Origin of the sequence: Bartonella sp. AU15XJBT, from assembly GCF_028618615.1 — a bacterium.
In the GTDB taxonomy this organism is placed as follows: Bacteria; Pseudomonadota; Alphaproteobacteria; order Rhizobiales; family Rhizobiaceae; genus Bartonella.
This window is the reverse complement of the sequence record NZ_JAQITG010000018.1, coordinates 1-21,714: the sequence shown is the minus strand read 5'-3', so window position 1 is coordinate 21,714 and position 21,714 is coordinate 1. Positions and strand designations below refer to the sequence as shown.

The 21,714-nt window shown below is 36.6% G+C and carries 14 protein-coding genes and 1 riboswitch; of the genes, 4 read left to right on the top strand and 10 right to left on the bottom strand.

The genetic code is table 11. The features are described 5' to 3' along the window. Positions 1-367 precede the first annotated feature (367 nt). A complete protein-coding gene (locus PVV57_RS07590; protein WP_273719254.1) occupies positions 368-1,285 on the bottom strand; it encodes a rhodanese-related sulfurtransferase in 918 nt (305 codons plus the stop codon). 115 nt (positions 1,286-1,400) lie between these two features. On the opposite strand from PVV57_RS07590, the gene eda reads away from it, so the two are divergent. Beyond that, the gene (gene eda, locus PVV57_RS07585) at positions 1,401-2,066 is read left to right on the top strand and encodes a bifunctional 4-hydroxy-2-oxoglutarate aldolase/2-dehydro-3-deoxy-phosphogluconate aldolase (RefSeq protein ID WP_273719253.1); all 666 of its coding nucleotides are present in this window, start codon (positions 1,401-1,403) and stop codon (positions 2,064-2,066) included. A 353-nt stretch (positions 2,067-2,419) separates the two neighbouring features. Here eda and PVV57_RS07570 read toward each other — a convergent pair whose 3' ends face one another. Then, positions 2,420-3,250 carry a ferredoxin--NADP reductase gene (locus tag PVV57_RS07570; RefSeq protein WP_273783747.1) on the bottom strand — a complete coding sequence of 277 codons (831 nt, stop codon included), beginning with the start codon at positions 3,248-3,250 and terminating at the stop codon, positions 2,420-2,422. Between the two features lie 402 nt (positions 3,251-3,652). After that, a complete protein-coding gene (locus PVV57_RS07565; RefSeq protein WP_273719251.1) occupies positions 3,653-3,796 on the bottom strand; it encodes a hypothetical protein in 144 nt (47 codons plus the stop codon). 538 nt (positions 3,797-4,334) lie between these two features. Here PVV57_RS07565 and alr point away from each other — a divergent pair. Beyond that, the gene (gene alr / locus PVV57_RS07560; RefSeq protein ID WP_273719250.1) at positions 4,335-5,450 is read left to right on the top strand and encodes an alanine racemase; all 1,116 of its coding nucleotides are present in this window, start codon (positions 4,335-4,337) and stop codon (positions 5,448-5,450) included. Positions 5,451-7,135: 1,685 nt separating this feature from the next. On the opposite strand, the gene gcvP is transcribed toward alr, so the two are convergent. Genes gcvP through gcvT form a run of 3 tightly spaced genes read right to left on the bottom strand, consistent with a single transcriptional unit; the run spans position 7,136 to position 11,424 of the window. Further along, on the bottom strand, positions 7,136-9,931 hold the full coding sequence (gene gcvP / locus PVV57_RS07555; protein ID WP_273783748.1) for an aminomethyl-transferring glycine dehydrogenase: 2,796 nt from the start codon (positions 9,929-9,931) through the stop codon (positions 7,136-7,138). A 5-nt stretch (positions 9,932-9,936) separates the two neighbouring features. Continuing rightward, a complete protein-coding gene (gcvH, locus tag PVV57_RS07550; RefSeq protein WP_273719249.1) occupies positions 9,937-10,305 on the bottom strand; it encodes a glycine cleavage system protein GcvH in 369 nt (122 codons plus the stop codon). Between the two features lie 6 nt (positions 10,306-10,311). Continuing rightward, on the bottom strand, positions 10,312-11,424 hold the full coding sequence (gene gcvT / locus PVV57_RS07545; protein ID WP_273719248.1) for a glycine cleavage system aminomethyltransferase GcvT: 1,113 nt from the start codon (positions 11,422-11,424) through the stop codon (positions 10,312-10,314). A 137-nt stretch (positions 11,425-11,561) separates the two neighbouring features. Then, a riboswitch (glycine riboswitch) is annotated at positions 11,562-11,659 on the bottom strand. A gap of 444 nt (positions 11,660-12,103) precedes the next feature. Between gcvT and PVV57_RS07540 the strand changes: the two genes are divergently transcribed. Both PVV57_RS07540 and PVV57_RS07535 read left to right on the top strand, forming a co-directional pair. Further along, positions 12,104-12,769 carry an LON peptidase substrate-binding domain-containing protein gene (locus PVV57_RS07540; protein ID WP_273783746.1) on the top strand — a complete coding sequence of 222 codons (666 nt, stop codon included), beginning with the start codon at positions 12,104-12,106 and terminating at the stop codon, positions 12,767-12,769. 14 nt (positions 12,770-12,783) lie between these two features. Beyond that, complete coding sequence (locus PVV57_RS07535; protein ID WP_273719246.1) at positions 12,784-12,990, top strand: Trm112 family protein; 207 nt, start codon at positions 12,784-12,786, stop codon at positions 12,988-12,990. A gap of 2,273 nt (positions 12,991-15,263) precedes the next feature. Here the strand turns inward: PVV57_RS07535 and PVV57_RS07530 are convergent. The 4 genes from PVV57_RS07530 to PVV57_RS07515 all read right to left on the bottom strand — a co-directional run. Next, the gene (locus tag PVV57_RS07530; protein WP_273719245.1) at positions 15,264-16,043 is read right to left on the bottom strand and encodes a hypothetical protein; all 780 of its coding nucleotides are present in this window, start codon (positions 16,041-16,043) and stop codon (positions 15,264-15,266) included. A gap of 95 nt (positions 16,044-16,138) precedes the next feature. Beyond that, positions 16,139-16,813, bottom strand: a complete 675-nt coding sequence (locus PVV57_RS07525) for a hypothetical protein (protein WP_273783745.1) — start codon at positions 16,811-16,813, stop codon at positions 16,139-16,141. Between the two features lie 93 nt (positions 16,814-16,906). Further along, on the bottom strand, positions 16,907-17,596 hold the full coding sequence (locus tag PVV57_RS07520; protein ID WP_273783743.1) for a hypothetical protein: 690 nt from the start codon (positions 17,594-17,596) through the stop codon (positions 16,907-16,909). A gap of 1,959 nt (positions 17,597-19,555) precedes the next feature. Next, on the bottom strand, positions 19,556-21,714 hold a 2,159-nt coding region (locus tag PVV57_RS07515), incomplete at its 5' end, for a type ISP restriction/modification enzyme (protein WP_342753459.1).

The following is a 21,714-nucleotide window of genomic DNA, read 5'->3' as shown; positions in this document are numbered from 1 at the left end:
TATTAAAACATAAGCTCCTATTAACATTCTATTTCTCTTAAACCTTACAGCTGCTTTTTCATCTTCTCTTAAGCGAGTCATTTATTCATTCACACGCTTTTCTCTTAAGCTACAGATCTCCTTCCCCGACGCTTTTAATGAACAGCTTTTCTATTTTAAAATGAAAAGTATTTGAAAACTCAATCCTATAAAATAAAGGAGAGCAAACGATCTATAATGATTATTTATAAATCAAATAATTTAACGTAAACAAAAAGACCGAATAACATCCGGTCTTATAAAATATTTTCCTACCAATATTAAAAACTCTTTTCTCTTCAATTTAAGAGAAAAACGCTAAAATTTAAAGCCCTAGACGACGATATCCTTACGTCCCTTGATGAGCATCAATTGCACGTAACTTCAACAATTGGAACTGCCTATGGCGCTCGCGAAAGCGCTCTCTATCAGCTTCACTACGTGTGTTATAACAAGCCTCACAAGAAACACCTTCCTCATAATGAGGCGATAATTTACTTTCAGCATTCAGAGGAGAACGACACGCACGACAAAGTTCGCGCCCACATTCTTCAAGACCATGTTGAACAGAAACACGTTCATCAAAAACAAAGCATTCTCCCCACCATAAACTTTCTTCTTTTGGAATTTTTTCTAAATATTTTAAAATTCCTCCTTTTAAATGGTACACTTGCTCATAACCAAGTTCACGAACATAAGCTGTTGATTTTTCACACCGAATACCGCCTGTACAAAACATAGCAATTTTCTTTTTTCCCTTTAAATCAGCTTCATGTTGACGCACCCATTCAGGAAATTCGCGAAATGTTTTAATCTGCGGATCAATCGCTCCTTGAAAGCTCCCAATGGCATATTCATAATCATTCCGTGTATCGATCAAAATTGTCTCTTCATCTTGAATAAGAGCATTCCAATCTTCAGGATCCACATAAGTACCAACAACTTTTAGCGGATCAACCCCTTCAACCCCCATTGTCACAATTTCTTTTTTCAACCGTACTTTCATGCGATGAAAAGGCATTTTTGATGCCCATGAATATTTAATCTCCGGTGTTTGAAACGCAGGCTCAGCCGTAATAAAATCGACCAACGCCTCAATCGCTTCACAAGAACCAGCAACAGTTCCATTAATTCCCTCTTGTGCTAAAAGCAGGGTCCCTTTGATATCCTTTGCTTGACATAAATCCTGCAAAGGCTTTTGTAATTGACGATAATGCTTCAAATCTGCAAAGCAATAAAGTGCAGCAACTTTAAAATTCTTTTCCATGTATTTTGCCATAACGCGCGTTTCATTCAATTTCAAGATCTATTCACGTACTCTTTAACATATTGTGCTTAATCAAACGATATAAACAATATCATTTCCAAAAAGAAAGAATATCATGTGTCAAAAAAGAGAAAAGCTTTTATTATATCTCCAAGGACAAACCGTTATACCTGTTTTGCTTATTGACAATATACAAAGTGCTGTACCCTTAGCACGCGCTCTTGTCAAAGGCGGATTAAAAACAATTGAGATCACCTTGCGAACACCAAATGCCCTAAAAGCAATTCAGACAATTACACAAGAAATCCCTGAAGCAATTGTTGGAGCCGGAACAATTCTCAACACAACACACTACGAACAAGCAGAACAAGCTGGAGCAAAGTTTATTGTAAGCCCTGGATTATCAAATGAATTAATCAATTGTGCAAAAAATAGTGAAATTCCCCTTCTTCCTGGTGCAATGACCCCAAGTGAACTCATGCAAGCATTAGACAAAGGCTATTCATATCTTAAATTTTTCCCAGCTGAAGCCGCTGGAAGCCTTTCCTTCATCCAAGCATTAGCATCTCCTTTCTCTGAAATCTTCTTTTGCCCTACGGGTGGTATAACACAAAAAAGTGCAACACAATGGCTCCAACTTCCTAACGTTTTTTGTGTTGGCGGTTCTTGGATAACACCCCAACAGCTCATCGCAATAAAGGATTGGGATGCGATTAGTGCATTAGCACATACTGCATCACAACTCTCCTCTCTCTCGAAAAAAGCGCGCTCTACAACATGAAGATGCGAGAGTATTATTGGCCCCTTCAACAAGACCAAAGCTTTCACACATCCTTGCGCAATCTTTTAACACCTGCCATGAAACCACAAATCATCACCCGATCTTCATCAGGATGAATTTTGGGCAGACCGGTTGTTGTTAAAAAACACCAGCCCCCACCATTACCCTATAAAAGCACGCTCTACAACATGAAGATGCGGGAGCATTATTGGCCCCTTCAACAAGACCAAAGCTTTCACACATCCTTGCGCAATCTTTTAACACCTGCCATGAAACCACAAATCATCACCCGATCTTCATCAGGATGAATTTTGGGCAGACCGGTTGTTGTTAAAAAACACCAGCCCCCACCATCACTCTACAAAAGCACGCTCTACAACATAAGTCGCGGGAGCATTATTGGCCCCTTCAACAAGACCAAAACCTTCACACATCCTTGCGCAATCTTTTAACATCGCCATCGAACCACAAATCATCACCCGATCTTCATCAGGATGAATTTTGGGAAGTCCCGTGGTTTCAAAAAAGCACCCATTCTCCATAACAGTGGTAATACGGCCCATATGCTCGGAAGGTTCACGAGTGGTCATAGGATAAAATTTCAATTGTTGTGCATATGCCCCAATGAGTGGATCTTGTTGCAAAGAGCAAACAATGTCTTTTGCATAAGTCAACTCATTCTTTTCACGCGTTGTTTGAATAAGAATAACTTCTGAAAATTTTTCATAAGTATCAGGATCACGAATAAGGCTTGCAAAAGGAGCAACCCCCGTACCCGTTGAAAGAAGATAAAGGCGTTTTCCAGGAATAAGAGCATCAAGAACCAGCGTTCCTGTAGGTTTTTTACGCATGAGAACTATATCACCAATTTTAATTTTTTGCAGATGCTCGGTTAATGGCCCTCCTGGAACTTTTATTGAAAAAAACTCAAGCTGTTCATCCCAAAAGGGACTTGCAATCGAATAAGCGCGATAAACCGGCTTTTCTGCATTTGGCAAACCGATCATAACAAATTCACCCGAACGAAAACGAAAACTTTCCGGACGATTCAAGCGGAATTTAAATAATCGATCCGTATAGTGACAAACCTCTTGGACGGTAAGAGCAAATACATTCTCAGGAATCGGAAAATTTGAAGCAACGCTGCTGCTATTTAACGGAACATTGGTAGCAGACGTATTCATACTCTTCCCCATATCTTTATTGAACGTTAAATTTCGAATCCTTGACGTGATATAGTACTTGCATAACCATCTGCCAACAATTTTCTTAAAACAAAAGTCTCAAGATTAACACTTTTATGTCAAAATTAATTGGATGAAGAAAATACAAATATAAATCATATTCAAAGAAAAAATTGAGAATTAAACAATCACTGCACTTTTTTCCACTTTATTCACACATAATGCATATATGCATCATAACGCTATAATACTCTTTCGCTGTACAAAATTTATGACCAAAAATTTAAATAAGAGAGATAAAATTTTGTTGACTGAACGATAACCGCCCCCCCAACAAAATTCCAACATTACATCCATTGTTTTCTGACCTTTTTATACAGCTCTTTCCATAAATAAATGAATCTAACGCGCTCTATAATCACTAAAATTGATTTCAATGAGAACCAACCAAAAGATAGAGAGCCAATATTGAATACCCAATCCATCTTGAAAACAAATAATATCCAAATCTAAGGCTTTTAATATATCAGCAATTAGTTTACACACTCTTTACCCATTTGACAAAAATAACTGTAAGTGCATAAGACGACGTCCAAAATTGCCTAGATGAGTGATTACCCTCCTCATCGTAGTAAAAAACTGTAAGTCATTGCTTGTAATTCATTGATTGAGGGTGAAAATTTATCATTTCATATTCTCTTAATATCAAGCCATGCTTGTTTTAAGAGAAACACTCCCACCTGCAACAAAAGCATAACATTGCACTCTTCAAAATGATACAATACAATAAATGATGCTTTATTTTTTTAATATGCCTCAACAAGAGAAAATAAGTAAAAAACAAAAGTCTATGTTTTATCAATTATTAAAAGACACTGTGTTGATAACAACACAAATAAAACTAAAATATCTTTTATATCCAGAGTACCATTTTACATAAAAAACGACTTTCATGGTGCATCATTCAGTATGGGAAACTTATGATTTTGATCATAGAAAACAGTATATTTCTCTATATCATAAGGAATCTCTATGAGATAAACCTCAAAAACTCCGTACTCATGAACAAAGATAAGATTTTAAAATGAACAAATCCGTTAATGATGAAATAAACACATCACTCTATACAGCTGTAGCAACCATTGATGTCAGTGCCATTGTTGCCAATTATATCACTTTAGCCAAACGTGTAGCGCCAACAGAATGTTCAGCAGTTGTCAAAGCAAATGCCTATGGTCTAGGCGCTCACAAAATTGCTCCTGCCCTTTATCAAGCTGGTTGTCGTACTTTTTTTGTCGCCCAAATTAGAGAAGCATTGCACTTAAAAAGCATTTTACCATCAAATGTCACGATTGCTCTTCTGAATGGGCTTCCACACTTAGCAGAAGAGTTTGTTGCACAGTCTGGTATTGTGCCTGTTCTGAACTCTTGGAATGCCATTGAAAATTGGCAAAAAATTTGTCAAAAAAAAGATAAAAAATTTCCCGCAATTGTTCAAATCGATACCCATATGAATCGATTGGGACTTGATCAAAAAGAATTACAAAAACTCATCAAACACCCTAAAATTTTCGAAAAAGCGGAAATAAAATATATTCTCAGTCACCTTTCTAACGGAGAAGATGATACCCACCCATCAAATTATGCCCAATTAACTTCTTTCAAAACTGCCCTTTCACAATTGCCGCCCTGCAGAGTTTCTTTTGCCAATTCTGGAGGTATTTTTTTAGGATCAGATTTTTATTTTGATCTTGTTCGTCCCGGTATTGCACTTTACGGAATCGCCCCCTCAGAAAAACACCCATCCCTTCTAAAACCTGTTTTAAAACTTGAAGCCCAAGTCCTTCAAAACCGTGTTGTTGGTGTAGGCACACCTGTTGGTTATGGAGAAAGCTTTATAACCAATAGACCAAGTACTCTTGCCACCATTTCTATTGGCTATGCAGATGGTTGGCTGCGTGCTCTTTCGAATAAAGGAACCGTTTATTTCAATGGGAACAAACTTCCCATGGTTGGACGCGTTTCTATGGATTCCATTATTGTAGATACAACCGATCTTGATCAAAAACCTCAAACCGGTGACTGGATCGAACTCATTGGACCCCATCAAACACTTGAAAAAGTATCTATAGATGCCAACACCCTTCCCAATGAAATTCTAACGTCTCTTGGATCACGCTATAAATACATTTACACATGAAAGACTCTTTAAAAAAATAAACTGATAAAAATCATTATCTTAGAAAATCAAAAAGCTTCACCGAAAGATTTTACAACAAACAATCGCATAAAATGGTCATGAGACACTGCACATTCACAAAGATCCCCAAATAGACAAGCTGATAGATTGTTTTATAAACATGGGCTTCACCAAAAACACACAAATTGAACCTCTTTCTCGCATAAATTAACGAAAAAGTATCCATTGCCAAGTTTTAAAAATGAAAGCCCAATTAAATCAAAATTTTCATTCTCTCCATATCAAACGAAAAAGCCAATCTCATAAGTTTCTCTTATTTCTAACCTTTTTCCCTCGTTCATCGTGAAGCAACAAATTTATTCTTTTGCATACCACAAGCTGGATTGCGTATAGATAAAAATGATTTAAGATAAGGAATAAGACCCTTATAAACCATCTCAAGTGCCAAAGGTTATACCATTAGGCGCTCTTGCGCAGTCTGTGATTTAAAGTGTGTGATATGCCGGATTACGCCTTCACAAGCGTAAAGATGGGATACCCAATAGATTTGTACGATATACCCTTCACAAGCCGCCATCGCAAAATAAGATTGGAAGCGAAAGGTCTCTTTAAAAAAAACACGTGAATCAATAACCCAAGTATATTCTGTTTGGAGCATTCTATTTTACATGAGGGTCGTGACCTCATTAAAGAACACAATAAACAAAAGCATGAGGCAATGTGGAAGCTCCATTATTAAAAAACATTGTTTTAGATGCTTTTGAAAGCCGTAACGCTGAATTAAAAAGAAATGACAAACTGGGGATTGATTTTCATCTTTACAGCTTTTACATTTTTCCAAAATGAGATTGTCTTCTAGTTTTAAAGATTACGCCAACAGAGATACGCAATCCCCTCGCCATCATCTGGCATACAAAAGCTGGAACTTGCTCCTAAAGCTCTTTTTTTCTTCAATCTCTGCCGCAAATATGCTGCTGTGTTAAGTTTGGATGTGGATTGATAGGCAACAGCTAAAGCATACCCACTCTCAGGAAAATAATGCCATAAAGTCAAGAATGACCTGCAATGAACTGGAAAGATGTACCGTTGTTTTACAAGAGGCTCTGTAAAAAGCAACCATGACACAATTTGACTTTGCGTTTACTTATTCTTACAGGGCTTCGTACATATTTTTGCGTCATATTCATAAAGAGCAGATTAAAGAGAAATATTGAGACAATTCTTGGCTCGAAATCTTAGCTCGAAAATATGAAAGACTGACGAGATGCGACAACAGAATTTCGCCTGCCTTTATTATCAGAAGCACTAAAATTGTTTTTATTTTTTCTGCAATAGGTCGTAATCACCTTGGCAAGAGTAGGATGATGTTACACCCCATGCAATAAACTGGCCCCTGTCCCCATAAGTTTCGCTTTCGTTTATGTGGATTGGCTGACTAGAAACAACCGATGCGCCTAATCACTAAAACTAAATCATACGATAGAAGACAAAGGAGAGCATACCTATCGCCTATAAGCCACAGCTTTTTTGTCAACTTTTTCGATTTCGTTCATGTTATAAAAACAAGGGGAAATTCTAGAAAACAGATAAATAGCGCTAGAGTAACATGATCAATAAGTACAAAGCCCACACCTTTTGTGTGGGCTTTTTTTACGCAAATAAACAAATTGAATATATATTTTTATTTAATAGCTATTCCCCAATGGTGGACACGAACAAATAAGCATTCTGTCTCCTGCAACATTATCAATACGCGATACAGGAGGCCAATATTTATTGGCTGGATCAAGGGAGCTATTGGGAAAAGCAGCTTCTTGTCGCGAATAGGGTCGCTTCCAAGCATCATCTAAAGTATCTGCTACTGTATGAGGGGCATTCACCAATGGATTATTGTCTTTTGGCCAAACCCCGTTCCCAACCTTTTTGGCTTCTTCAGCAATAGAGAGTAATGCATCACAAAGTCGATCAATCTCTGCTTTTGGTTCTGATTCCGTTGGCTCAATCATCAAAGTTCCCGGAACAGGAAACGACATCGTGGGCGCATGAAATCCATAATCAATGAGACGTTTTGCAATATCATCAACACTGACCCCATACTGATCTTTCAACACACGTGTATCCACAATACATTCGTGAGCAACACGTCCATGTTTGCCTCGATAAAGAATGGAATAAGCAGATGAAAGACGTGCAGCAATATAATTAGCATTTAAAATGGCTATTTGTGTTGCATACTTTAAGCCATCAGCGCCCATCATTCGAATATACATCCACGTAATTGCGAGAATAGAGGCACTTCCATAAGGAGCCGCCGAAACCGCATGGGTTGTGCCATCTTGTTCATGCCCTGGTAAAAAGGACATAAGATGCGCTGCAACCCCTATTGGCCCCATACCAGGCCCCCCCCCTCCATGAGGAATAGCAAATGTTTTATGCAGATTCATATGACAAACATCAGCACCAATATCGGCCGGACGCGCAAGCCCCACAAGCGCATTGAGATTAGCACCATCAAAATAAACTTGTCCGCCATTTTCATGAATAATAGAACAAATCTCCTTAATGCTTTCCTCATAAACACCATGGGTTGAAGGATAAGTAATCATGAGAGCAGCCAATTTATCCTTATGCAATTGCGCTTTCATTTTGAGATCATCCACATCAACATCGCCATCGCTTAAACATTTTACGACAATGACTTCCATTCCTGCCATATGCGCCGAAGCTGGATTGGTACCGTGTGCAGACGCTGGAATAAGACAAACTGTCCTTTGATGTTCTCCCCGTGAGTGGTAATAGCGTCGGATAGCCAAAAGCCCCGCATATTCACCTTGAGCACCAGAATTTGGTTGAAAAGAGACTTGCGCAAATCCTGTAATTTCACACAACCACGCATTTAATTGATTGATCATCTCCAAATAACCCGCCGCATCCTCTTGTGAAACAAACGGGTGTATATTGGCCATGCTTGCCCAACTCACAGGCATCAATTCAGCCGCCGCATTAAGCTTCATTGTACAAGAACCAAGAGGGATCATCGCCCGATCCAGCGCCAAATCTTTATCCGCCAAACGACGCAAAAAACGCATCATATCTGTCTCTGAATGAACCGCATGAAAAAAAGGCTGAGAAAGAAAAGCAGCATCCCGTTCTTTGCCAAACAGTCGTGGAGAAACTTGATCAACAAGTTGTGCCCCCAAAAGCTTTGCTAAAGCACAAGCATCTTCTTCTGTCGACAATTCATCAAAATTGATTGCAATGGTGTCATCATCAAAAACACGAACAAGGCGTCCATCTATCTTGGCTTGACGCGCAATCTCTCGCGCTTTTCCCTTCACAACCACGCTGATACAATCAAAAAAAGACTCTGCTTCACAAGAAACACCTGCAGCCTCTAAACCAGCAACAAAACGACATGTTAAATGATGAATTCGCTGTGCAATTTCTTGTAAACCTTTTGGCCCATGCCAAACAGCATAAGCGGTTGCCATATTAGCCAACAAAGCCTGAGCTGTACAAATATTTGACGTCGCTTTATCACGCCGAATATGTTGTTCACGTGTTTGCAAAGCTAAACGAAAACCCACACGCCCTCTCGTATCCACGGATTGACCAACAATACGCCCTGGAATAAGACGCGTGAGTGCATCACTAACCGCAAGGTAACCAGCATGCGGACCACCAAACCCCATTGGGACGCCATAACGCTGCATAGAACCAACAACAATATCTGCCCCCCATTTTGCTGGTGCTTCCATAAGAGTAAGCGCTAAAGGATCAGCTACAACGATAACCAGCGCTCCGTTTGTCTTTGCTTCTTTTATGATCTCACTGTAATCATGAAAAGAACCTTTTGTATCGGGCCAAGAGAGAACAATTGCCGCTGTATCAGAACAAATTTCCCTCTCACGGCTAATTCGAATACCTTGTGTTTCAGCACGCGTTTGCACAACACTCAAAGTCTGAGGGTGCAAAAGACTCTGAAGAGAAATTTTTGTTTTTTTCTCACGGAAAAAACGAAAAGCAAGAGCATTGGCTTCCGCTAAAGCGGTTGCTTCATCAAGAAGGGAAGCAGCAGCAACAGGCAAACCTGTCAATTCACTAATCAAAGTCTGAAAATAAAACAGAAGCTCTAAACGACCTTGACTAATTTCTGCTTGATAAGGCGTATAAGCGGTATACCAAGCTGGATTTTCAAACAGATTTCGTAAAATAACCGGAGGCATATAAGTTCCATGATATCCTTGCCCAATAAAACTTTTATGCACACAATTACGCTCCATCATTTTGGAGAGTTCTTCTAAGGCTTGGTTCTCACTTGCAGCCTTGGGAAGGTTTAGTGAACGTCCCAAATGAATAGAGCTTGGAACCGCTTGAGAAATGAGAGTGTCAACACAATCAAGCTCTAAAACATCAAGCATTTTTTGTGTTTCATCAGGACGAGGCCCAATATGTCGAGAAGAAAAAGAACGCTCGATCATCACACTCATCCAATCAAAGCTTTATAAGCATCTTCATCCAACAACTCTTCCAGTTGTGTTTCATCCTGCAATGTCATTTTCCATAACCAGCCTTCTGTTTCGGCTTTTTGGTTTACCAGTTCAGGATTATCAGTGAGTGCCTCATTGATTTCGACCACTTCACCATCAAGAGGAGAATAAACATCTGAAGCTGCTTTAACGGATTCCACAACAGCCGCCGCCTCCCCTTTGGAAAGTTTTGTACCACTTTGTGGTAAATCAACAAAAACCAAATCCCCTAATTGCTCTTGCGCATAATGTGTAACCCCAACAGTCACCACTTGCCCTTCAACGCTAAGCCATTCGTGGTCTTGTGTAAAATAAGTTTTAGACATAAAAAATCATCCTTTAAAATAACGTTGTTCAACAAAGGGAAGTGAATGAACTGAGAGTGCAATTTTTTTGCCTCGCAGTTCTGTAAAGACTTCTGTTCCTTCAACTTTACAAGCAACAGGGACGTACCCCATCGCAACAGGACCATCAAAAGAAGGACCAAAACCGCCCGATGTTACCACACCAATCTCCTTGCCCTGATCATCGAGAAGCACCGCACCGGCACGAATAGGTTGGCGCGTTTGCGGTTTTAATCCAACACGACAACGCGCAGGTCCTTTTTGCAGGGCTTCAAGAAAAGCCTTTGCACCGTAAAACTGTGCTTTTTCTCGAACACTTTTAGGAACAGCCCATGTTAGAGCCGCATCAATAGGCGTCGTATCAGGGGTAATATCATTTCCATGCAAACACAATCCTGCTTCCAACCGTAAGCTATCGCGTGCGGCAAGTCCAATCCACTCAACACGAGAATCACTCAGCAATTTTTCAGCCAACATATGCGCATGCCCTATAGGCAAAGCAATTTCAAAACCATCTTCTCCCGTATACCCAGAACGCGTTATAAACCAATCTTGTTGTGGTTCGAATCCCTGCATAAAGAACAATTCATTTCCTGGTAAATCCGCATCAGCAAGAACAGCAGCCGCTTCAGGACCTTGAAGAGCAAGCAATACCCTTTCAAGAGCAATCACTTGACATTCAAAATCAACAGCACGCTTTTCCAATTCTACAAAATCAGCCTGTGCATTACCGGCATTGGCGACCAACATAAAACGGCCCTCTTCCAAACGGGTAATGATAAGATCATCAAGAATACCAGCCTGCTCATTAAGCAAGTAATTATACCGTGAGTGCCCAATTTTTAAAGCTGCTGCATCAATGGGAAAAGCATAGGATAAAAATTCCACGGCTTGTGCCCCTTCAACAGCAATCAATTTCATATGAGAAATATCAAAAAGTCCCGCTTGTGCACGCGTATGAAGATGCTCTTTCAAAACGCCAAGAGGATAAGTTAAAGGCATGTTCCACCCCGCAAAAGCACCAAATTTTGCTCCTGCTTTTTCATGCAAATCGTATAAAGGAAGTGTTTTTAAAAAAGATGTTTCTTGTGCTGTGCCCATAATAACTCCAAAGCTGCGCTAACGCCCACAGAATATGGCCGTCTCTGCACCCCTCTGTCATCAACCTGAGAGACTCGCGAAAAGACCTTTCGCTTACACCTTCGGCGCGGGCTCTCCCGACTTTCCAGATCTGCCTTCTTCCTTTTACGGTCCCTAAAGCCTGAGAGATTATGGGCTATTTCCCCTTCGGCGGCAATGCGAAAATTCGCAATCTGCACTCTCCCGCAAAAGAATGAAAGAAACGATAACGCTCTTTCCAGCATATTTGAACCTATAACCTATCTTTATCACACTGTCATTAGTAAAGTGATGAAAATGTTCTCATTTTAAAACTTGCATAAGCTGCTTCAAAAGATTTATAATAGCTTCCTTTTGAAGCTTACGGAAATTGTAAGGTACACATTTTAAAAAATTTAAGACAAAAATCAAAAGCTATAGACAAAAATGCCCCTTGAAAATCATGCAAAACGTCACACACTAAAAAGATCGCAAAGCAATATTCTTTTTTGTGCAATTCAACCTTAACGATAGGGATTTATATTCTTTTAAGAATAAGGACTTCAGGTATTTTATAGGTATGATTTAATGCACAAGAAGTGGATTTTCTGCTTTCTCAATAGTATCATAAAATGCAATGATTGACAGACTAAAATTACCGAATAAAGGTCACAACATACTCATGAAAGCTGGTAATATTTCTTACAATTGCGAAAATGATCTTCCAAAGCAAATTGCCCTTTTTCCTTTAGAAGGTGCACTCTTACTACCCGGTGGTTTTTTATCACTCAACATTTTTGAACCAGAATCACTTGAAATGATTGAAAACGTAATGGTAACTGATCGTCTATTGGGCATTATTCAACCCCTTTCATCGGAAACAGGCCGCTTTTCTAAACAACTTTATAAAACAGGCTGTATAGGACGCATTACAAACTACAGTGAAACAGGCAATGGACAACTGTTCATTATATTACAAGGTGTTTGCCGTTTCACCTTAGAACAAGAATTGACAACAAATACAAAGTCCTATCGAACGGCTCTCATCCAATCAAACATAAAAGATTTACAAGAATTTGATATTGAAGAAAGCATTAACCGAGAAAACTTACTCGACGTTGTTGAGAAATATCTGACCATACATGAAATGGAATATAATTGGAGCAGTATTATAGAAGCCCCCACACCTATATTGGTTAATGCTTTTTCAGCTCTTATCCCCTTTACACCAGCAGAAAAACAAGCTCTCCTTGAAGCACCAGATATCGAAAGCCGTGCCCAAACTCTTCTTGCATTAACAGAACGCTCACTCATGAAACAAACAGGCACAGATTACCGCTTAAACTAATGAACGGTCCCAACATGAAAAAAATGACCACAGATCCCAAAATGCTCGAATTGCTCGTCTGCCCAATAACGAAAGGCACACTCTCTTACAACCGAGAAACACAAGAGCTCATTTCTCTCAAAGCCAAACTTGCCTATCCTATTCGTGATGGCGTTCCTATTATGCTTGCTTCAGAAGCGCGCCCTTTGCAAAACGATGAAAAAATAACGCATAAGAAATAAGAAATCTTTATTCATTTTTTCTGGAACAAGCTATTAGCAATCACTGCTCTATGAAAAACTTTCTTTTGCTCATACCATCTTTTTAAAAACTGACCCATGACACGCCAGCATTCTCTTTACCAACACCCAATATTATCGTTACTCTAAAAAGTCTTTTTGCTTTTGCAAGCCGAAAACAAGCTTCCGTTTCTATACAAAAGAGATGGATAATGGATAAAAGTCATAGAGTTACAATTTAAAATATCCCCCATAATGATCACCAAGAAATTGTCCAAAATCCCATCAAAATAAAAAGAGGCATTGCAACAGTTGCATGTAAATTTTGCAAAAAGCAACCAAAACAACTTCTATAGCTCTGGTTGACGATTAAAAGCAATTGCCTTATGAATAAAGCTTGTGTTTTTGGTCATATACGCGACGATCAATAGGGCTTGGAAGCCCTAAAACTGAGTATAAAATGAACCCGCTTTGCGGACAAATTCTGAGTTCCGGGAATTCTTGTTATGTCCAAGTGCTCTCAGCACTAAAAGCAAGAGGCTGTTTTGAGTCAGCACTTCCAGATCCCGGAAACGCTTATTCCATAAAAATATAATAAATTCAGTGTGTTATATGAAATTATTTTATATGAATCCACTTAGGAATCCACACTTTTATGCATGATTCATTTGACCATTTTTTAGATAAGATTGCCATGTATGAATAAACCATAAAAAGCAAATCATGATGCAAATATTATAACGCATGTGTGTATTCAAATGAAATGAAAAGCCGATATCATTTATAACAGTTCATAAATTTTATGATACGTTTTTATCACTTAAAAATCGCATTGTTTAAAATTTAGTTGTTTGGAATTTTCAAGAACATACGTTTAAAGATCACAGCTTGTTTTAATGATTGGTTTGTTTAATCGTATAAAGACAAAATATTATTGTTTCCCAAAATTGGGAAGCAAAAAATCTATATTTATTATAGCAATATCTTATCATCTATTAGAGGATAATCGTTTGAAATTGTCATAAGCTTATAGGTTTAATTTATAAAGATTGCATAAAAGGATTTAAAGACAAGATCGCTTTTAAAACACGGTATTTTTTTACCGGAGTAAGGAAATAAACAGATATGAAATTCAAAAAGTTATATCTTATGAAATCAAAAGCCTTTTAATGACATAATGCAAGAAAGAAAAAAACGTTTTAAAAGTTATCGTTTAAAAATACGAAGCCAAATAGGGTCAATCCAAATTTGGATTGAGAGATTTTAGTCACCCCAAATTTGGGGGTACTTATTGAGACACGATAGGTAAGAAAAATTCAAAACCATTGTAACATCATAAGGCATGGAATTTTACTCAATTTTGGAGTCAAAAGCGATATTGTTTAAAGAATGCCTCTATTTAAAGGATAATGCCCCAAAATTGGGGTGGTTGATTTTGCCAGCCCAAAAATGGACCGGCTAATTTATAAAGAAGTTACGTTTGAGTGCAAAGAGAAAAGGCATTTATGAGAAGCTTTCTAAATGCACGTTTAAACGTTTGAAACTGATGCTTTATAAGCTTATTATTCTTTTATTTGCTTAAGAACATTTTCTCTTTTGAGTAAACCTAGGCTATAGCTTTCACAGCAGAAGCAAAATCTTGAAAACCTTACATTTTATAAAAGCGTTTGTTTATTTGTCTTATGAGAGATTGTTTTAAAAATCAACGCGCGTAAATGTAAAAATGGGTTTTGTTATAGATATTCACTTAATACACATTTGCTTTTGATTGGATTGATAAAGTTACCAAGCGTTTGGATTTGTTTGATTTTAGAATGTCAGTTCTTTCAATTCACTCAAGCTCAATTTTGAGCTTAATATTTTGAAACGTTTTTAAAAGAAGCGTCATGATCATGTGCTTTGTTTTAAATGAATCTCTTTAAAAAAAAGGGGTTATTCTTAATACGTTTGAAGCCATATGAGAGTTTATAGGTTCTAAATTCACTCTCTTATTCAAATGAGTGATTAAAGATCATACGCATCGTTTACGTTTCTTTTGATAAGTTTTCATATCTCTCATAGAGCGCTTGCAATATGATACGTTTTGTATATATGCATTCATTACTCCATGTAGGTGATTAATTTTAATCATTAGAATCGACATTTGAAAGCCGCGTCATATCAATTGGCACGGCTTTCTTTTATTTTACTCTCTCTTTTATGATATGTTTATTAGCAATGCATTTTATATGCGTTTATAGCCATTAAAGAATGCACGCCTCCCCCATGCTTGTCATTTATTTGTCTGTATCCGTAATTTTGATAATATTATCATTTTCATAAACTTCACATTTTTTAGGAACGACACTTACTTTACTTTGACTGTTTAATTTTGCATTGCCATAGGCTTTACCCCAGACCTTGGCATGATAGGAAACCTTGGCATTGCCATAAACAGAGCCATAAACCTCAGCATAGCCACTTACAATAACATTGCCATAAACCTTGCCATAAATTTTAGCATGACCTTTGACAATAGCATGGTTATAAATCTTGGCATGGCTGTAAACACAGACAGAGCCAGAAACCTGAGCATGCCCATAAACCCTTGCATAATTATAAACCCAAGCATTATAAGAAATATGCGCATTATCATAAACATGGGCTTCTGTATAAATACGAGCGCTTCCACTCACATGGGCATTGCCATAAACATAGCCAGATATACGTGCATTACTATAGACACAAGCATTGTCATAAACTTTAGCATATTGAGAGATAAAAGCCTTTCCATAGACCTCCGCATTGCCATAGACATGACCACAGACCTGAGAAAAATGGCGTATTTTTGCATTTTCATAAATACGGGCATAGCCATAAACCCATGCATTATCATACACCCAGCAATTGCCATCATGAGAGAGGTTGCTTTCCTTTTCAATAAAGCCGCCTAGATCGCCAGCTTTGATATCATCAAAATCTTTTAAAGCACGAATGCGATAAAGAGTTGTAATCTGTTTAGTAATCCTATCTTTAATTTGTTTAATTTCACTAGTTAATTCATATTTTTTGCACATAAAGATACCCTCACAATCTAATGTGATAAACGTTTGATAAAATTTGGAATGGGAAATTTGAAAGAGGGGCGCCCCCCGCACCGCCCGCGTCTTATTTACGCAGCGTCTTTTATGGTGTGATCACAAATTTTGATATGACCATTCAATTTTTTGGTATCTATATATGAATTACCAAAAACACTCACTTTATCGCAAATGTATGTATAGCCTGTAATTTTTGCATTTTCATAAATAGAAGCATCATCACAAACCACAGCAAAAAACCAAACTTGAGCATTGTCATAAATTCTTGCATTGCCATAAGCTTGTGCATATCCAGTTAATAAAGCATTATCATAGATTTTAGCATGACCTTTTATAACAGCCCTGTCAGATACTTCAGCATGATTCAAAACGCAGGCATGATCGTAAACATAAGTTCTTCCAAAAACCAAGGCATGATCAGCAACCCTTGCATTGTCATAAATTCTTGCACAATCAAAAACTTTAGCATTGCCTTCAATTTTTGCATTATCGAAAACATAAGCTTCATTTAAGACTTTAGCATTATCAGAAACATGGGCATTATTATAAACACAAGCCTTATCATAGACCCAGCAATTACCATCATGAGAGAGGTTGCTTTCCTTTTCAATAAAGCCCCCCAAAGTACCTTCTTTAACATCAGCAAAGTCTTTTAATGCTTTAATGCGATAAAGAGTTGTAATCTCTTTAGTAAAGATATTTTTAATTTGTTTAATTTCATTGGTTAATTCATATTTTTTAGACATAAGAAGACCCTCACAATCTAATGTGATAAATGTTTGATAAAATTTGGAATGGAAAATTTGAAAGAGAGGCGCCCCCGCCGCGCCTAGTATTAATTACATTGCCTCGTCATAATATTCATGACGATAGTAATCATCATCACTACCAAATCTTGGAATTGCCTCATCATGAATTTGATCATCTTCTGTTAAAGAGGCGGCGCTATGAATACAAGAATCGCCAGATACATAAGAACCACAAACCACGGCATCATCAACGACATAAGAATGATCACAGATATAAGCACCATCGCTTATTTTTGCATTGCCACCGACATGAGCATCATCACAAATAACAGACATATCAGAAATATGAGCATGACCACTTACACGGGCGTTATCATAAATTTTAACATTGCCTTCAATTATAACAGCATTTTCAACATGGGCATTGCCATAAACCTCACAATAATCATTTATTGCCATGCCTTGAAAAATAGCATTTCCATAAATTTGAGCATCGCCATAAACATCAACAAAAAAGCCTTTGACTTTAGCATTGTCATAAACCCTTGCGTTTTGAAAGACGCGTGCTTTATCGTAAACCCAGCAATTACCATCATGAGAGAGGTTATCTTCATTTTCAATATACCCCCCTAAATCACCTTTTTTGACATCATCAAAATCTCTTAAGGCTCTAATTCGCTTTAAGAAATGACCATCGATATATTCACAATCATCAATAAATTCATATTTTTTTGCAGGCTCTTGTTGATTAACGGGGGTGTTGTTTGAGATATTTGTCATAGTTAAACCTGTATGTTTTAAAAAGTTTTGAATTGACAGCCTATAAGGGCGCCGGGCGTTCAAAACACGGCATACAGTCCGTTGCTATGCTTTTCCCATAAGGGTATTGTATGGCATAAGCACACCCGACATAAATACATACACTTATAATATAAAGCGTTGTAATAATCGAATTTTGTAGAGGAAGTAAACAATTTTGGTTGTTTATCCACTGTATGTTTAGTGTTTTGAATCACTTGAATATTTGTATAACAAAATACGTATTTATTGTCAAATATTATTTTATCTTTTTTGATATTTTTTTGTATTTTTTAAATACGTTGCGTGTTGATAATATCATATGCTTATTAATTTCTTCTTTTATATTTATGTGCTTTTAACGCTATATTATTTGCTTTCTTAAACGATTGCGTTATTTTCTGAATCTATACATTTATAATATTTAGAAACGCTCTCATCATGCGTATTTTTATCTTTATAACTTATCTGTTTTTTGCTAAATGGTTTTTAAAGATTTCTGTTAATTTCTTTTAATAACACATTTGCAACTTAACAGCTTTTTATAGGAACTGTTTTTATAACCAATGCCTTCATTTGCATGTGATTATGAAAGCCTGCTTTTTTCACGCGTGCTTTATAGCTGTTATTTGCTTTATAGCCATGGCATCATTTTTTATTTTCATAAGAGAAACGATAAATAGGATAATTGTGATTTATAAACCGTTATGAAAATATCTAAAGAGAGAATAATAATTATAGAGATGAGCAAAATAGCTTTTAATAGACCGTGTCAGTCTTGTCAGTTCTTTTAAAGCCTATATTATTTTTTTTAAATGAGTAAAAATTAAAAACATTATATTTCAATATCTTAATACTTTTAAGACATAATTCATATCAATAGTACAATCTTTAAAGATAACCAATGATGTGAATTGATTAAAACTTGTCAGTTATGTGTCAGTAAATTGAACTGACAAAATGATGATTTTAGTGAGTGATTAAAACGTGCTTTATGAAAAGCGTATGAAAGTAAAAACTGATTACGTTATTAAAATCCCTTGTATGAATTTTATCAGTTTATTTAAATAGATAACCTTATGATTTTAGTGAGTGATTAAACCACGTCTTAAAAAAAACATGTGATCCTTTAAAGCCTTTCAAAAGAAACGGTTTATAATCATAAAAATGCTATCAAGACGTATTTATAGATTTAAAGATTGGTACTTAAAAAAATAATAAGAGTAAAAAGTTATTTTAAAACATATTAAGTGAATTTTCAAAAGACAGTTTATAATGATAAGAAATCCTATTAAGACTATTATGGTTATGAGTTTAGGGGGGTATGGGGGTTTTGGGGGGTCTTTTTACCCCCCCCTTTATATATATTTTTTAGTCAAAAATAAAAGTTATTATATTTCAATAAATTAACCTTTCAAATAAACAACCTATATTAAACACAACACATAAATACAATTTTTAATATATATCTAAGAGGGTTTTGTCGGTGTTTTGGGGGGTTTAAAAACAGACAAAACCTATAAGTAATATAAGAAAATGAATATACATAACTCTTTTTAAACAAAGCGTCTGATAACAATAAAGCTATCATTTGAGATTGCGATATAATCTTTTAAAGGCAATCCAAAAGAAGCGTATTCACTTTAAGAGTGGATTTCTTAAAAGTCTTAAAGCAATCCAAATAAAAGTATCTAAAAGTGCAAATGATTTCTTTTTAGAATAATGCATGATAAATTATCTCTTTTAAGATTATAGGTAATCAATTCACAAGATGATACGTTTACAAAATTTACAAAAGTCCATTAAAGGATTTCTGATAACGTAATTCTTTCCTATCTTAGTTATCTCATAACAGATGATAAAATAAACTTTTATTTAAACTAATACATAAGCGGCTTTAATAAGATTAGCATGCCCATTATGTGAGCATGCTTTATAAGTCTATTCAGTTTCTCTAATTTCTAATTTTGGTAGGTTTTTAACAATTTTCATTGTCTCTAAACTTACAGTAATAACCCTTTGAAATAACTCTAATGGATAAGCAGGATTGCCAACGGTTTCAACAGCATAACGATTGGCATCATTAACAATGCCACTCTTTTTATCAGTCTTTACACATTGACGCCCCATAACCCATTCAAGAGCGGGTTTACCATTAACGATATACTTATAAGCGTCAAGAGGGATATCTGTCATTGTGATATTGCTGTTATAAATGACAGTTGATTTATCTTTCTCTTTACCTGCTTTTGCGAATTTCATTTCAGTCACGTAATAAAACTTTCCTGGATTAGAGATCTCTATCTGTTTTGGATTACCCTTTTTAAAGGTCACTGGATAGGGCTCTATAGTTTCATAATTCACGTGTAAATGCCCCAGTTCACGCCCTGCTGTCACAAACTTCCAAAAGTCTTCAGCAGTTTTTACACAAGGAATGCGAGGCAACTCTTTACATAAATTATGAGCATAACGGGTACGGTAATCTTCTGAATGAAGTAGACCGTAAACATAATAAAATAGATCATCTTTCGTAATAGTTTCATTCGGATAAGCTGCTTTAAAATGTTCTAATCCCGCATCTGTAATGGCATCACGGCGTTGTAAAGCAGAGGTTTTGTTTTCTTCTGTAGAGTTTGTAAATAAATGTGATTGTTTTTCACTTTTACTTTTTGAAACCGGAGTGTCTTCATAAATATATCTTGGAAAGCATTGACTATTATCAATTACACATACGTCAGGCAAATTTTTAGTCATAAGAACAGAAAAGCCACTTCGTGCTCCCATAGAAGAAACTTGTATTGCTTTATTCTTTACTGCTTGCACTATAGGGAATATACGCGGCATTCTGTAAACACCGTCGTTGAGATCCCGATTATAATAAAGCCACTGCTTAGTAAAAGGACGATAAAGGCTTTGAGTAAGGCAATCACCTTCAAAGTTAAAAGTCTTGCCTTTGTCCAAGTCTCGTTTGAGATTATGACTCCAACTAATTTTGCTTTCATCCGAATTGACAAAATTATTTACAGCATTTTTACGTATCTTGCGATCAATATGTCCATAAGCATTATTAAAACGTTCCACTTCGCTGTTATAGAATGTGATCATATTACTCATGTTGGTAGCTAAAGCTTTATAGCTTGAGTCATAAACCCAAAAATCACGACTCGTCATAATACCACGAGAAAACGTTTCAAAGAGTTTTTTCCCATTAGGTTTCTTATCACCTATAGCTAGGAATGTTTCGAAACTGTCATCACGTTGACCAAGCCAATCGCCATGCTTGTCTGGTGTAATTATTTTCCAACCTTGTTTACTCCGTGTAATGCCATCAATGCTTCCAAAATCCTTAATTGTCTTAAGCTTTTTTTCTCTTGTGTGATTATTTCCAATATCATGATAGTAAATTTTACAAGGTCCAAAAGCATTGGGATTTTTGATAAATAAGGTTACGGCAATACCAGTCATACTCCCATTGCCAAAAATATTCTCACCTTCATGAGCATTTCCATTGCTTAACATATTTTTACGAAGATCACCTCGTAAATTAAGTACATAAATACTCGTAAATTCTTTGGCTAAAGATTTTCGTAAACTATCCATTGTTGGCTTTTCTATATAGCTTGAACCAGAAACAAAGCCGATTATCCCAGCATTATTAATACGGTCGCTTGCCCAGCGAATGGCACGGATATAACTATCATAAAGCGCTCGTATATTCGTTACTTTAGATTGAGCAGCATAAGTTTCACGAATGCGGTCATCTAATATCGGATAAGGTGTATTCTTTGCATTATCGTTTTCATTCTTTTGTCCTACTGAATAAGGGGGGTTACCAAAGATAACTTTAATATTTAGATTTTTCTGAAGTTCCAAATATTCACTGTTTTCTTTGAATAATTCCTGTAGCAGGTTCTTTTCTTCAAGCATCCGAAACGTATCGGTTAAACCAATATGCTTAAAGGGAATATAATTCCCTTTCATAAGACTATGATAAGTCGATTCAATGTTAATGGCTGCTATGTAATAGGCAAGTAAAACAATCTCATTGGCATGGATATCATGACGGAATTTATATTCCATATCCTCTGGTTTGATGAGAT